This window comes from Rhodanobacter ginsengisoli (assembly GCF_042657065.1).
In the GTDB taxonomy this organism is placed as follows: Bacteria; Pseudomonadota; Gammaproteobacteria; order Xanthomonadales; family Rhodanobacteraceae; genus Rhodanobacter; species Rhodanobacter ginsengisoli.
This window is the reverse complement of sequence record NZ_JBHSNF010000001.1, coordinates 1,301,971-1,315,340: the sequence shown is the minus strand read 5'-3', so window position 1 is coordinate 1,315,340 and position 13,370 is coordinate 1,301,971. Positions and strand designations below refer to the sequence as shown.

The 13,370-nt window shown below is 66.6% G+C and carries 13 protein-coding genes and 1 pseudogene; 4 read left to right on the top strand and 10 right to left on the bottom strand.

Annotation, left to right across the window (positions count from 1 at the left end):
- Nucleotides 1-10: 10 nt before the first annotated feature.
- From ACFPPA_RS06010 to ACFPPA_RS05980, 7 genes are all read right to left on the bottom strand, one after another.
- Nucleotides 11-751 carry a hypothetical protein gene (locus ACFPPA_RS06010; RefSeq protein WP_377318238.1) on the bottom strand — a complete coding sequence of 247 codons (741 nt, stop codon included), beginning with the start codon at nt 749-751 and terminating at the stop codon, nt 11-13.
- A gap of 98 nt (nt 752-849) precedes the next feature.
- Nucleotides 850-1,698 carry an FTR1 family iron permease gene (locus ACFPPA_RS06005; RefSeq protein ID WP_377318236.1) on the bottom strand — a complete coding sequence of 283 codons (849 nt, stop codon included), beginning with the start codon at nt 1,696-1,698 and terminating at the stop codon, nt 850-852.
- A 4-nt stretch (nt 1,699-1,702) separates the two neighbouring features.
- Nucleotides 1,703-2,029, bottom strand: coding sequence for a cupredoxin domain-containing protein (locus ACFPPA_RS06000; RefSeq protein ID WP_377318234.1), 327 nt, complete (start codon nt 2,027-2,029; stop codon nt 1,703-1,705).
- Nucleotides 2,030-2,228: 199 nt separating this feature from the next.
- Nucleotides 2,229-3,311, bottom strand: a complete 1,083-nt coding sequence (cgtA, locus tag ACFPPA_RS05995) for an Obg family GTPase CgtA (protein WP_377318232.1) — start codon at nt 3,309-3,311, stop codon at nt 2,229-2,231.
- Between the two features lie 162 nt (nt 3,312-3,473).
- A complete protein-coding gene (rpmA, locus tag ACFPPA_RS05990) occupies nt 3,474-3,731 on the bottom strand; it encodes a 50S ribosomal protein L27 (RefSeq protein WP_149363639.1) in 258 nt (85 codons plus the stop codon).
- 19 nt (nt 3,732-3,750) lie between these two features.
- Nucleotides 3,751-4,065: a 50S ribosomal protein L21 gene (gene rplU, locus ACFPPA_RS05985; protein ID WP_377318230.1), complete on the bottom strand. Its 315-nt coding sequence runs from the start codon at nt 4,063-4,065 to the stop codon at nt 3,751-3,753.
- 161 nt (nt 4,066-4,226) lie between these two features.
- Nucleotides 4,227-4,739, bottom strand: a complete 513-nt coding sequence (locus ACFPPA_RS05980; RefSeq protein WP_377318228.1) for a DUF2059 domain-containing protein — start codon at nt 4,737-4,739, stop codon at nt 4,227-4,229.
- A 161-nt stretch (nt 4,740-4,900) separates the two neighbouring features.
- On the opposite strand from ACFPPA_RS05980, the gene uvrA reads away from it, so the two are divergent.
- Together uvrA and ACFPPA_RS05970 are read left to right on the top strand one after the other, a co-directional pair.
- Complete coding sequence (gene uvrA, locus ACFPPA_RS05975) at nt 4,901-7,831, top strand: excinuclease ABC subunit UvrA (RefSeq protein WP_377318226.1); 2,931 nt, start codon at nt 4,901-4,903, stop codon at nt 7,829-7,831.
- Nucleotides 7,828-8,319: an acyl-CoA thioesterase gene (locus tag ACFPPA_RS05970; protein WP_377318224.1), complete on the top strand. Its 492-nt coding sequence runs from the start codon at nt 7,828-7,830 to the stop codon at nt 8,317-8,319. Before uvrA ends, ACFPPA_RS05970 begins: the two co-directional genes overlap by 4 nt.
- Before the next feature lie 66 nt (nt 8,320-8,385).
- Here the strand turns inward: ACFPPA_RS05970 and ACFPPA_RS05965 are convergent, their stop codons facing one another.
- Nucleotides 8,386-9,150, bottom strand: coding sequence for a cyclic nucleotide-binding domain-containing protein (locus ACFPPA_RS05965; protein ID WP_377318222.1), 765 nt, complete (start codon nt 9,148-9,150; stop codon nt 8,386-8,388).
- Nucleotides 9,151-9,373: 223 nt separating this feature from the next.
- On the opposite strand from ACFPPA_RS05965, the gene ACFPPA_RS05960 reads away from it, so the two are divergent.
- Together ACFPPA_RS05960 and ACFPPA_RS05955 are read left to right on the top strand one after the other, a co-directional pair.
- Nucleotides 9,374-10,846 (top strand): DUF4139 domain-containing protein, encoded by a 1,473-nt coding sequence (locus tag ACFPPA_RS05960; RefSeq protein ID WP_377318220.1) that lies wholly within the window; start codon nt 9,374-9,376, stop codon nt 10,844-10,846.
- A 21-nt stretch (nt 10,847-10,867) separates the two neighbouring features.
- A complete protein-coding gene (locus tag ACFPPA_RS05955; protein ID WP_377318218.1) occupies nt 10,868-11,623 on the top strand; it encodes an enoyl-CoA hydratase/isomerase family protein in 756 nt (251 codons plus the stop codon).
- Nucleotides 11,624-11,707: 84 nt separating this feature from the next.
- On the opposite strand, the gene ACFPPA_RS05950 is transcribed toward ACFPPA_RS05955, so the two are convergent.
- A complete protein-coding gene (locus tag ACFPPA_RS05950; protein ID WP_377318216.1) occupies nt 11,708-12,577 on the bottom strand; it encodes a sulfurtransferase in 870 nt (289 codons plus the stop codon).
- Nucleotides 12,574-13,355 (bottom strand): annotated as a pseudogene (locus tag ACFPPA_RS05945) (NUDIX hydrolase). Before ACFPPA_RS05945 ends, ACFPPA_RS05950 begins: the two are co-directional and overlap by 4 nt.
- Between the last annotated feature and the right edge of the window lie 15 nt (nt 13,356-13,370).

Genomic DNA, 13,370 nt, shown 5'->3' with positions numbered 1-13,370 from the left:
CGGTGGTGACTCAGAAGAACTCGTATTCCAGCTGGGCCAGCCAGGTGCGACGCGGGGCCGCCGCGTTGATGCCCAGCAGCACGCCGAAGCGATATTCCAGGTTGCCGCTGCTGTGCGGCACGTGCCATTCGCCGGCGACGATCGGGCCGGCCTGGTAGGAGTCGTCGTCGGGGCGACCGTAGGCCTCGATGCCCGGGCGGAACGCACCCGACATCGCGTAGGTGCCCTGGTAGCTGTAGCGGAACTCGGTCTTGGACGGCGCGCCCGCACCGATGTGCTTCTCCCAGATCAGGTTGACCCGATGGTCGAAGCGACCCACGGTCTTCTCGATCAACGGGCCGAACTCGAGTTCGCCGGGGCCGCCGCCCTTCGGGTGGCCGTAGGACGCGAGCAGACCGAAGTCCGCCCAGTACTGGCCCGGCTCGGTCAGCTGGAAGGTGTTCTCGAACTCGTAGCCGACCAGCTTGCCGCCCGCACCCGGCTCCCTTTCGTACTCGGCCAGATACAGCTCCGGCTTCCACCAGCTGGTGAAGGCATGCGCCACGGAAAACTCGGCGGCGCGGTCGCCGTTGTAGTCGCTGCGGCCATCGCTGACGCTGAAGCCACGCAGCTCGACCTCGGTCTGGGTGGCGATGACGTGCGGCGAATACACGATGAAGTCATCGGCCTGGACACGCCCGGCACCAGCCAGCGTGACAGCAGCGAACAGCATCAGGCTTGTACCGCGGGAGAATCGGGAATCGGAGGTCATGCAGCAGCTTCCTTGGAACCGGGTTCGGGTAAATCGGGCGCGCACCGCACCCGCTCGAGGCGGCATGCCGCGACGGCCGGGACGGCAGGTGGAATCAATCAGGACTGGGGTTGCGCTGCGATTGCGGCGGCCGCGGGGCCGGCACGCGGGTCGGCTGCGCGAGAGACCCAGCGCATGCCGCCCAGCAGGATCAGCAGGGTGACCGTGTAGAACACCAGCATGATCCCGGATGGACGGGCGTCGTAGCCGATCAGGATATGCAGCGTCTGCCCGGCCAGCGAGCCATTCGACAACAGCCAGGAGCTGTCCCACAGCGGGTCGGTCAGCGCCGGCAGCAGATTGGCCTGCACCAGATAGCGCGCCGCCGATGCCGCCAGGCCCGCGGCCAGCAACATCAGCATCGCGTTGGTCGCGCTGAAGAAATGCCGCAACGGAATCCGCAACAGGCCGTAGTACAGCGCGAAACCCACGGCGCTACCCGCGATCACGCCCAGCGCCAGCCCGCCGAGTACGCCTACCGCGCCGCCGGCCACCATGCCATACAGGAACAGCACCACTTCCGAGCCCTCGCGCAACACCGCCAGCGCCACGACCAGCAACAGCATCATCAAAGAGCTGGAGCCGCTCTGAACGGCACCGCCCAGCGCCTGCATCTCCGCCGCCATCGCCCGCCCATGGCTGGACATCCAGAGCACATGCCAGCTGATCATGAATACGGCGGCCAGCAGCACGCCGGCATTGAAGACTTCCTGGCCGACACCGCTGAAGGCATTCGCCAATGCACCGGCAAACAGCGCGACCAGCATCGCGCCCAGCACACCCAGGATCAGGCCACCGCCGACAAACAGCCCGCGCCGCGGTACCCCGCGGGTGGCCGCACAGACGATGGTGATGATCAGGGCGGCTTCCAGGACTTCCCGGAAAACCAGCAGTGCGATGCCAGGCATGGGACTACTCCACCACCAGCGCGCCTTGCGCCGTGTCCTGGTGGAAGTCGCCGAAGAATTTGTAGCGTCCGGCGGCAAGCGGCCCCACATAGACCAGGGCCGAGCTGTTCGGCATCACGATCTTCTCGCGATTGAACTCGGTGCTCTCGAATTCTTCCGGGGAAGCGTCGCGGTTCTCCACCACCAGCCTGAACTTGATGCCGGCGGGAACCTTCAGCTCGGCCGGCTGGTAGCGATGATTGCTGATTACCAGCCGGTATTCCGGCATCTCGCCTGCATGCACGGAGAAACCGGCAAGCATCAGGCTGGCAGCAACGAAAAACCCGCGCATCAACGTGCTCCACTCAAACCAAGATGGAGTGATGATAATCATTCTCGTTATCAACCGCAAGTGGAACACGCCCTGGCGTTCCTCGTCGGACACCCTGGGCGCTCACGGAACGGCATCGTTCCGAAGCCGCAGCGCTCTGCGCCGGACCGCTCGACGGCCCGCATCTGCTCGCCCACCGGGCGCGGGATGGCCGGGCCGATCAGCCTTGCGGCGGCTCCTCGCCGCGCAGGCGCACGTCGCCGCGCAGCATTTCGGTGCGCGCGGCGCTGATCTCGCGTTGCGACTCGAAGAATTGCTGCACCTGCTGGCACACGGCCATGGTGTTCTCGCGGGCGATCGCCGAGACCAGGAACCACGGCTGGGTCCAGCCCAGCTCGGCAATGATCTTCGCGGCCACTTCCGCACGCTCGTCCTCGGCCAGCATGTCGGCCTTGTTCAGCACCAGCCAGCGCGGACGTTCGAGCAACTCGGGGTTGAACTTCTCCAGTTCCAGCTCGATCGCACGCACCTGATCGGCCACGTTCGCGCCGTCGAGCGGCGCGATGTCGACCAGGTGCAGCAGCAGGCTGGTCCGGGCCACGTGGCGCAGGAACTGGATGCCCAGGCCGGCACCTTCGGAAGCCCCCTCGATCAGGCCCGGAATGTCGGCGATCACGAAGCTCTGGTCGACACCGAGGCTGACCACGCCCAGATTCGGCACCAGCGTGGTGAACGGATAGTCGGCCACCCGCGGGGTGGCGGCGGACACCGCACGGATGAAGGTGGACTTGCCCGCATTCGGAAAGCCGAGCAGGCCCACGTCGGCCAGCAGGCGCAACTCCAGCTTCAGTTCACGCGCCTCGCCCGGCGTGCCCGGCGTGGCCTTGCGCGGCGCCCGGTTCACCGACGTCTTGAAATGGATGTTGCCCAGGCCGCCCTTGCCGCCCTGCGCCACCAGCATGCGCTGACCGTCGGCGGTGAGGTCGCCGATCACCTCGTCGGTATCGACATTGGTGATCATCGTGCCCACCGGCACGCGGATGATGGTGTCTTCGCCACCCTTGCCGTACATCTGGCTGCCCATGCCGTTCTGCCCGCGCTGCGCCTTGAAGCTGCGCTGATGGCGAAAATCGACCAGGGTATTCAGGCCTTCGTCGGCGACCAGCCAGACCGAACCGCCAAAGCCGCCATCGCCGCCATCGGGACCACCGAACGGGATGAACTTCTCGCGGCGGAAGCTGATGCAGCCATTGCCGCCATCGCCAGCCTGGATTTTGATGTTGGCTTCGTCGACGAATTTCATGGGAGTACAACCGGGAATCGAAATGGGGGATGGAAATCGGAAGATCGGACAACGCCGGACATGGTACGGGACTTGCGCCGTCCCGGCTTGTCGCGGCCATTCCGCTCCCGGAAAACAAAAGCCCCGCCGAAGCGGGGCCTTCGCTATCGCATCGCGCGGGGCTTACGCCTGCACGACGTCGACGAAACGGCGATTCTTGTCGCCGCGAACTGCAAACTTGACGGTACCGTCGACCAACGCGAACAGCGTGTGGTCACGACCCAGACCGACACCGGTGCCCGGATGGAACTGGGTGCCGCGCTGACGCACGATGATGTTGCCGGCCTCGATGGCCTGGCCACCGTAGATCTTCACACCCAGATATTTCGGGTTCGAATCGCGACCGTTGCGGCTGGAACCTACGCCTTTTTTATGTGCCATGACTCAATGCTCCAGTTGCTCAGGCGTTGATGCCCGTGATCTCGATTTCGGTGAAGTGCTGACGGTGACCCTGCTGGCGCTTGTAATGCTTGCGTCGGCGAAACTTGATGATGCGGATCTTGTCGGCACGGCCGTGCTTGCGAATGGTGGCGCTGACGGTGGCGCCTTCCACGATCGGCGCACCGACGGTGACCGACTCGCCTGAACCGACCAGCAACACCTGGTCGAAGCTCACGGTGGCGCCTTCCTCGGCGGTCAACAGCTCCACCCGCAGGACGTCGCCCTGCATGACGCGGTACTGCTTGCCGCCAGTCTTGATGACTGCGTAACTCATGGTAATGCCCTTCTGTCGTTATTCTCTTGGGTATCGCTCATGACCCAAACTCGGGCCTGGCGAACCGCGGATTATAACGACCTGCCCGCTCACTGGTCAAATACTGACCACAGCAGACGGTTACCCCGCCCGAAACGGCCCCGCACCGGGGCCCGCGGTCCCTAGTGACCCGTCTTGGGCACCGGCGTGGGCGTGGTGGCCCCGGGACTGGCCGGACAGCGCCCGCTGGCATCCAGCGTACCCTTCTGCTGCAGCTCCTTGAGCATCGCCTCGGCGCGCTCGTGACCCCACTGCTGGCCGATCTTCATGCCTTCGGCCATGGTCAGCGGCATCTCGGCAATCACCTTCTGGCCCAGCGGCGATTTGTAGAACTTCAGCAGGCCCACCACATCCCTGGCCGTGAAATGGCGCTGGTAGATCGGCACCATCCGGCCCATCAGCTGCTCGGTGCCGCTGGCGTCGATGAAACCCTGCCAGTACGAAGCCGGGACGCAGGGCACGGCCTGCCCCATCACCCCGGCCATCTGCGAATTCATCTGGTTGAACATCTGGCCCATGTGCATCACCTCGAACAGCTGGCGCACCTGCTTCTCGCTGGGTTGTGCCGCCACGGCCTGGCCGGCGACGCCTGTGGCCAGTACCAACGCTGCCACGATCCCGATCCACTTGCGCATCGCTGCCTCCTGTTGCGGGTCTGAAAGCCGCCCCGAGGGCAGGCAAACCCCATTTAGCCATGACGGCCGCGAGGGAAGCCAGCCCACCGATCGGCCGATCAGTTCGCTGAACTGACAAAACTCCTTGGTATAGTAAAGGTTCCCCCCCATATCCCGGCGCAATGGACACCATACGCATCCGCGGCGCACGCACGCACAATCTCAAGAACATCGACCTCGACCTGCCCCGCGACAAATTGATCGTGATCACCGGCCTGTCCGGTTCCGGCAAATCCTCGCTGGCGTTCGACACGATCTACGCCGAAGGCCAGCGACGCTATGTCGAATCGCTGTCGGCGTACGCGCGGCAATTCCTGTCGATCATGGAAAAGCCGGACGTCGACCATATCGAAGGCCTGTCGCCGGCGATCTCGATCGAGCAGAAATCCACCTCGCACAATCCGCGCTCCACCGTGGGCACGATCACCGAGGTGTACGACTACCTGCGCCTGCTCTACGCCCGCGTCGGCACGCCACGTTGCCCGGATCACGGCATTCCGCTCGAGGCGCAGACCGTCAGCCAGATGGTCGATGCCACGCTGGCGCAGGACCCCGAGAAGCGCTACATGCTGCTGGCGCCGGTGATCCGCGAGCGCAAGGGCGAGCACGTGCAGGTGTTCGAGCAACTGCGCGCCCAGGGTTTCGTGCGCGCCCGTGTCGATGGCGCCGTGGTCGATCTCGACGCGGTACCGCCGCTGACCCTGCGCCAGAAGCACACGATCGAGGCGGTGATCGACCGCTTCCGCCCGCGCGAGGACATCAAGCAGCGCCTGGCCGAGTCGTTCGAGACCGCATTGCGGCTGGGCGACGGGCTGGTGATCGTGGTCGACATGGACGATGACAAGGCGGCCGAGCAACTGCTGTCGTCGCGCTACTCCTGCCCGGTCTGCGACTACTCGCTGCCGGAACTGGAACCGCGCCTGTTCTCGTTCAACTCGCCGGTCGGCGCCTGCCCGAGCTGCGACGGCCTGGGCGTCACCCAGGTGTTCGACGCGGCGCGCGTGGTCGGCCATCCCGAACTGCCGTTGTCCGGCGGCGCGGTGCGTGGCTGGGACCGCCGCAACGCGCACTATTTCCAGCTGATCCTGTCGCTGGCGGCGCATTACGGCTTCGACGTCGACACGCCGTGGCGGCAACTTCCGGCGGACGTCCAGAAGGCCATCCTGTACGGCAGCGGCAAGGAAAAGATCGCCTTCCGCTATATCACCGAGCGCGGCGGCAAGGTCACCCGCGAGCACCCGTTCGAAGGCATCCTGCCGAACCTGGAACGACGCTACAAGGAAACCGAATCCGCCGCGGTGCGTGAGGAACTGGCCAAGTACATCAGCGACCAGCCCTGCCCGGCCTGCGAGGGCCAGCGGCTGAACCGCTCGGCGCGCAACGTGTTCGTGGCCGACCACGCGCTGCCTTCGCTCACCCATCGCTCGATCGACGATGCGCTTGCGTTCTTCGCCGAACTCAAGCTCAGCGGCTGGCGCGGCGAGATCGCGGTGAAGATCGTCAAGGAGATCCACGAACGGCTGACCTTCCTCAACGACGTGGGCCTGAACTACCTGACCCTGGACCGCCAGGCCGACTCGCTGTCCGGCGGCGAGGCCCAGCGCATCCGGCTCGCCTCGCAGATCGGCGCCGGCCTGGTCGGCGTGATGTACGTGCTGGACGAGCCCTCGATCGGACTGCACCAGCGCGACAACGAACGCCTGCTGGGCACGCTCACGCGCCTGCGCGACCTCGGCAACACGGTGATCGTGGTCGAGCATGACGAGGACGCCATCCGCATGGCCGACCACGTGCTCGATATCGGTCCCGGCGCCGGCGTGCACGGCGGCGAGATCGTGGCGCAAGGCAGCGTGCAGGACATGCTCGACTCGCCGCGCTCGGTCACCGGCCAGTTCCTCTCCGGGGTGCGCGCGATCGAGGTGCCGAAGGAGCGCCGCCAGCCGGTCGACGACACCGCATGGCTGCACCTGAAGGGCGCCAGCGGCAACAACCTCAAGCATGTCGACCTGGCGATTCCCGCCGGCCTGTTCACCTGCGTCACCGGCGTGTCCGGCTCGGGCAAGTCCACCCTGGTCAACGACACCCTGTTCCGCCTCGCCGCGGCCGAATTGAATGGCGCGGGCACGCAGCCGTCGCCGTACAAGTCCATCGACGGCATGGAGCTGTTCGACAAGGTGGTCGATATCGACCAGTCGCCGATCGGCCGCACGCCGCGCTCCAACCCAGCCACCTACACCGGCCTGTTCACGCCGCTGCGCGAGATGTTCGCGCAGGTGCCGGAGGCCCGCTCGCGCGGCTACACGCCCGGACGCTTCAGCTTCAACGTGCGCGGCGGTCGCTGCGAGGCGTGCGAGGGCGACGGCCTGATCAAGGTGGAAATGCACTTCCTGCCCGACGTCTACGTGCCCTGCGACGTCTGCCACGGCAAGCGCTACAACCGCGAGACGCTGGAAATCCTGTACAAGGGCCACACCATCGCCGACGTGTTGAACATGACGGTGGAGGACGCGCTGAAGCTGTTCGAGCACGTGCCCAACATCGCGCGCCGGCTCGACACCCTGCGCGCGGTCGGCCTGGACTACATCAAGCTGGGCCAGAGCGCGACCACGCTCTCGGGCGGCGAGGCGCAGCGGGTCAAGCTGTCCAAGGAGCTGTCCAAGCGCGACACCGGCCGCACCCTGTACATCCTCGACGAACCCACCACCGGCCTGCACTTCCACGACATCGAGCAGTTGCTCGACGTGCTGCACCAGCTGGTCGACCAGGGCAACACGGTGGTGGTGATCGAGCACAATCTCGACGTGATCAAGACCGCCGACTGGGTGGTCGACCTCGGCCCGGAGGGCGGCGCCGGCGGCGGCCGTATCCTGGTGGCCGGCACGCCGGAAACGGTGGCGGCCACCACCGAGTCGCACACCGGTCATTTCCTGGCGCCGCACCTGAAACCGGCCAAACCGGCCAGGTCGGGCGCCGCGAAGCGGATCAAGGCCGCCACCCGGCACATCGCCTCGGCCGACAAATACAAGCCGATGCCACGGAAGAAACGTTCATGAGTACGCGTACCCGCACCTCCACGCCGTCGGCGGCCGCCGAGGGAACCACCGCTGCCGGCGGAGTCGCCACGGAGGGTTCCGCGCCATTGTTCGTGGCTTCCCTGGGCGTGCGCTGGCGCGATCTGGACGCGTTCAATCACGTCAACAACGCCAACTACCTCACCTACCTGGAAGAAGCGCGACTGCAGTGGCTGCAACAGGTGCGCGACTGGTTCAGCGAGGAGTCGATGCCGGTGCTGGCCGCCAGCGAATTGCAATACCGCCAGCCGATCGCCTGGCCCGCCTCGCTGCATGTCGAACTGCGCTGCGCCCGGCTGGGCACCAGCTCGATGACGCTGGCCCATCGCATCGTGGATGCCGACGACCCCAGCCGGCTTTATTGCGATGGTCACGTGGTGATGGTGTGGATGAATCCGGCCACCGGCAAACCGGTGCCCCTGCCTGCCGCCATCCGCGAAGCCGGCGCGGTTGTCGCCGCAACCACTTGATGCCAACCATCGACGCACCGACGAGCCAGCCGCGAGCGACCGGCTCGTCGCCGGCGCGCGTTCGGATCAACTGGCGTCTTTTCGCTGCAGGTCCGGCCGGCTGTTCATGCCGCAAAGGCTGGCCAGCTGTTCCGGCTGCAGGATGCGCACGGCCTTGCGGTTGACCTCGAGGACACCGATCTCTTCCATGCGGGTGAACACACGGCTGACCGTCTCGACCACCAGGCCCAGGTAGTTGGCGATATCGCTGCGCGACATGGTCAGCGTCAGCCGGGTGCCATCGCGCTGCAGCCGGTTGTAACGGTCGGCCAGGCTGGCCAGGAAGATCGCCAGACGCTCCTGTGCCGGCTGCTTGCCCATGACCACCATGTGTCGATGCTCCTCGACCACCTCGCGACTGATGATCCGCATCAGCTGGCGGTTGAGGGCGGGCACCTCGGCAACCACCTTCTGCAGCCGGGTGTAGGGAAGCTCGCAAATGCTGGATCGTTCGAGCGCCTCGGCCTGACTCATGTGCCGATCGGAGGCCAGCGCGTCCACGCCCACGATTTCACCCGGCAGGTGGAAGCCGAGTATCTGCATCTGGCCGTCCTCGTCCTGCACGAACGTCTTGAGCGAACCCGAACGCACGACGTACAGCGCACCGAAAGAATCACCCTCGCGGTACAGCGTGTCGCCCCGATCCAGCGTGCGCTTGTCCCTGACCGTCGCATCGAGCTGGATCAGCTCCTCCGCGGTGATGCCTCCGGGCAGGCACAGCTCGTGCAATGCGCACGAACCGCAGCTGCGACGAAGCTGATGGAGATCCAGAATGGTCGCAGTGGGGTCCATTGAGCCTCCCTCCGTGGGGGGAACTTGTCGTGATGAGACCCCGGAGATCCGGGTTGGCGCCGATCCTAACACGGTACATGTGATCGATAGCTGTTCGACCCCCGGCCTTGCCCTTGTCCGGCACCGGCGATACCCACCGCCGCCACGATCCGTGCCGGCCATCCACGCGCGTTCGGCGCATCGTCGTTATGATGGCGGTCCGGTTCCATGATGGAGTTCGCCCATGACGATACCCGCCCGCACGGATGTGTTTCTCGCCACGGCCCTTGTCGCGGCACTGGCCGGCCTCTCGCCCGCGCATGCCGCCGAGGCCACCGCACTGACCCTGTATCGCAGCGACAGCGCCGCGCTGTATGCCAGCAACGGCGACGGCAGCGTCGATGACGGCTATGCGGTGGTGCACGAGCAGCGCGCGCTGAATCTCGCCGCCGGCACGCAAGACGTGGTGATCGGCGATCTGCCGATCTTCCTGGACCCCGAAGCGCTCGCACTGGATTTCCCTGGCCATGAGGCCCGGGTCATCTCGCAGCGCCTGCTGCTGGCGCATGGAGCCAATGCGGCCTTGACCGGATTGACCGGCCATCGCGTGGACGTGCTCGGCAGCAACGGCGAGTCGCTGGTCGACGGCACCCTGCTGCGGACCGGTGACGGCCTGCTGGTGCGCGATCAACTCGGCCACACCACCCTGGTCACCCGGTACGCGGCAGTGCGCACCCAGGGCGCGGATTTCCCGACCGGTTCCAGCCTGGACCTGCGGCTGGATGCAGCGCATGCCGGCCAGGCCCGCGCCCTGCTCAGCTACCCCACCTCCGGACTCGGCTGGCGTGCCGCGTACGTGGCGACGCTGCAGTCCGGCACCCGCTGCCGCATGCAATTCGAATCCCGCGCCAGCATCGCCAACCGCAGCGGCCGCGACTGGCGCGGCACCCGGCTCACCCTGATCGCCGGTGAGCCGAACATGGCCAAGGCCTCGGCACCACGGCCGATGATGGCGATGGCGCGCGGCTTCAATGCCAAGGCCGGCGCTGCCGAGCTGCCGCAACAGGAGGGCCTTGGCGATTACCGCAGCTACACCCTGCCCGCCATCGTCGACCTGCCCGACAGCAGCGTGAGTCAGGTTTCGCTGTACGCCCCACGTGCGGTGGACTGCGTGCATACCGCGCTGTACGAGAACGGCAACCGTTTCCAGCCGCAGCAGCCGATGCTGAGCGAGGATTTCAACCCGGACGGTGGCAACACGATCGTCAGCACGTTGAAACTGCGCGCGTTCGACAGCCTGCCCGCCGGCTATCTGCGCGTACTCACGGCCGACCGCCATGGCACGACCCAGTTCATCGGCGAAGGCCGCATCGACGACACCCCGAAGGGCAGCGATGCGACGATCACGCTGGGTACCGCGTTCGACCTGCGCGCAAAACGCACGCGTACCCGCTTCAGCGTGGACAAGGCTGGCCGCACGCTGGACGAGGCGTTCCGGATCGAGCTCAGCAATGCCGGCGACAGCGCCCGCACGGTGACCGTGCGCGAACACCCCCAACGCTGGCGGCAGTGGACGCTGGTGTCCTCCAGCAGCAAACCCAGCCAGCAGACGACGGATACGCTGGAGTTCCGCATCGAGGTCCCGGCCGGCGGCAAGGCCGCGCTGGACTACGCTGTCCGTTACCGCTGGACCCCCGATGAAAACCCCCAACCGTAAGTTCCCGAGCCGGAGTTTCCCATGCTCAACCTGACCACTCATGACGATATCCGCGAGATCCAGCTGGCTCGCCCGCCGGTCAACGCGCTGAACCTGGAGTTGCTGCGCGCGCTGCACTCCGCCATCGACGACAGCGTTCGCGAAGGGGCACGCGGCATCGTGCTGTCCGGCGCACAGGGACTGTTTTCTGCCGGCGTCGACGTCCCCACCCTGCTGGCCTGCGACCGCGCCGGCGTGCGCGAGTACTGGCGCGAGTTTTTCGCGTTGTGCGCCACCCTGGCGCGCGCACCGATTCCGCTGGTGGCGGCGATCAGTGGCCACAGCCCCGCCGGTGGCGCTGTGCTGGCGCTGTTCTGCGATTACCGGGTGATGGCCGAGGGCCCGTTCCGGATCGGCCTGAACGAGGTCCAGGTCGGGCTGATCGTGCCCGAAGCCATCCAGTTGGCGCTTCGCCGCGTGGTGGGCACCTACCGGGCGGAGCGGCTGCTGGTCTCCGGCACGATGATCGACTCCGCCGAGGCACTGGCCTGCGGTTTCGTCGACGAGCTCACCGGTGTCGACCAGGTCAGCAAGCGCGCGCTGCACTGGCTGGGCGAGTTGCTGGCGCTGCCCTCACACGCGATGCTTGCGACCCGCTCGCTGGCCCGCGCCGACCTGGCCGCCGCCTATGCCGATCCGGACAAGCTGCCGCTGGACGATTTCGTCGACGCGTTCTTCCACCCGCAGACGCAGGCCGTGCTGCAGCAACTGGTGGCGAAGCTCAAGGAGAAGAAGTGAAAGAACAGGAGTGAGAGAGCAGGAGTGAGTGTCGAGGAGTGAGAAACGAGAGAAGGGTTTCACTCGTTTCTCACTCCTGTTCTCTCACTCCTCTGCCCGCTCCTCGCCCGTGGCGACGGGGCGCGAGGGGTCGCTGATCCAGCCGCTCCACGACGGCGCATATAGCCGCGAACCATGCAGGCCGGCATGCTCCATGGCCAGCAGGTTGTGGCAGGCGGTCACGCCGCTGCCGCACATGTGCACGACCTGGGCAGGTGCGGTCGCGCCCAGCACCGCCGCGAACTCCTCATGCAACCGTGCGGCGGGCTTGAAGCGGCCGTCGCCCTGCAGGTTCTCGGCAAACGGCCGGTTCAGTGCGCCGGGCACGTGACCGCCCACCCGATCCAGCGGCTCGATCTCGCCGCGGTAGCGCGGCGCCGCGCGGGCATCCAGCAGCTTCCCGGCGGTGCTGCCGCGCAATGCGGCGTGATCGACCAGCAACTGGCCCGGGTCGTAACGCAGCGACACCTTGCTGGCCGGACGAGCGGCCGGCTCTCCCGATTCGATCGGCAGGCCCGCGGCGAGCCACGCGGCATAGCCGCCATCCAGCACCGCCGCCGAGGTCACCCCGACCAGCCGCAACAGCCACCACAGTCGGGCCGCCGCCAGCGCACCACCCGCTGCGTCGTAGCTGACCACCTGCATCCCCGCCTGCCAGCCCCAACGCGACAACAACGTACTGAACGTCGACTCCAGCGGCAGCGGATGCCGGCCCAGCCCTTCGGCCTGGCGCGAGAGGTCGGACAGGTCGCGGTCGAGGCTCGCATACACGGCGCCGGGAATATGGCCTTGCAGATATTCGCCAGCGGCCTTGCCGGGCTCGCCCAGGTCGAAGCGGCAATCGACGATCAGCACCTCGTCCGGTGATAGCTGCGCCAGCTCGGCGGCGCTGATCAGCGTGGTATGCAGGCTCATGCGTGACCCATCCTCTGCAGCAGATTGAGCAACATCGCGGCGGTAGCGCCCCAGATGCGGTGGCCGCCGTGGACGAACTCCACCATCGGTCGCCGATGGCCGCGAAACTCCATCGTATAGCGGCGCAGGTTCGCCGGCTCCAGCAGGAACGCCAGCGGCACTTCGAACACTTCAGCCACTTCGTCCGGCGCGGGATACAGCTGCGCGTGGGCGGCGATCCGCGCCACCACCGGGGTGATGCGAAAGCCGCTGATCGTTTCGAAGTTGTCCAGGTACCCCAGCGGGGTGACCAGCGCCCGATCGAGGCCGATCTCCTCCTCGCTCTCGCGCAAGGCGGTGGCCAGCGCATCGTCATCGGCCGGCTCGCTGCGCCCGCCGGGAAACGCCACCTGGCCGGCATGGGCATGCAGATGATCGGTCCGCACCGTGAGCACCAGCCGTGGCTGCACGCCCTCGCGAAAACCGACCAGCACGGCCGCCGGCTGGCGCTGGCTGCTGCCCAGGAACTCGGTCATGTCGGCATGATTCCAGGCCGGCCCGGTGGGCGGGGCCGACAACGGCAGCACCGCCTTGACCAGCGCCTCCATCACGGCAGCTTGCGGCGCGGCAGGATCACCCGCATGACGTGCAGGCGTTCGGGATCGCTCATCGTGCGCCAACGCCCGATTTCCTCGCCGGTACGCAGACAGCCCACGCAATAGCCACGACGATCCAGCCGGCAGGTGCCGATGCATGGGGTCAACGCGGGAGTCGGGGCGGGGTTCGGGACGTTCGACATACCCCGTCATATTAG

Coding starts and splice junctions, on each gene's coding strand:
- ACFPPA_RS06010 (WP_377318238.1), bottom strand. CDS start 751: ATGACCTCCGATTCCCGATTCTCCCGCGGTACAAGCCTGATGCTGTTC.
- ACFPPA_RS06005 (WP_377318236.1), bottom strand. CDS start 1,698: ATGCCTGGCATCGCACTGCTGGTTTTCCGGGAAGTCCTGGAAGCCGCC.
- ACFPPA_RS06000 (WP_377318234.1), bottom strand. CDS start 2,029: ATGCGCGGGTTTTTCGTTGCTGCCAGCCTGATGCTTGCCGGTTTCTCC.
- cgtA (WP_377318232.1), bottom strand. CDS start 3,311: ATGAAATTCGTCGACGAAGCCAACATCAAAATCCAGGCTGGCGATGGC.
- rpmA (WP_149363639.1), bottom strand. CDS start 3,731: ATGGCACATAAAAAAGGCGTAGGTTCCAGCCGCAACGGTCGCGATTCG.
- rplU (WP_377318230.1), bottom strand. CDS start 4,065: ATGAGTTACGCAGTCATCAAGACTGGCGGCAAGCAGTACCGCGTCATG.
- ACFPPA_RS05980 (WP_377318228.1), bottom strand. CDS start 4,739: ATGCGCAAGTGGATCGGGATCGTGGCAGCGTTGGTACTGGCCACAGGC.
- uvrA (WP_377318226.1), top strand. CDS start 4,901: ATGGACACCATACGCATCCGCGGCGCACGCACGCACAATCTCAAGAAC.
- ACFPPA_RS05970 (WP_377318224.1), top strand. CDS start 7,828: ATGAGTACGCGTACCCGCACCTCCACGCCGTCGGCGGCCGCCGAGGGA.
- ACFPPA_RS05965 (WP_377318222.1), bottom strand. CDS start 9,150: ATGGACCCCACTGCGACCATTCTGGATCTCCATCAGCTTCGTCGCAGC.
- ACFPPA_RS05960 (WP_377318220.1), top strand. CDS start 9,374: ATGACGATACCCGCCCGCACGGATGTGTTTCTCGCCACGGCCCTTGTC.
- ACFPPA_RS05955 (WP_377318218.1), top strand. CDS start 10,868: ATGCTCAACCTGACCACTCATGACGATATCCGCGAGATCCAGCTGGCT.
- ACFPPA_RS05950 (WP_377318216.1), bottom strand. CDS start 12,577: ATGAGCCTGCATACCACGCTGATCAGCGCCGCCGAGCTGGCGCAGCTA.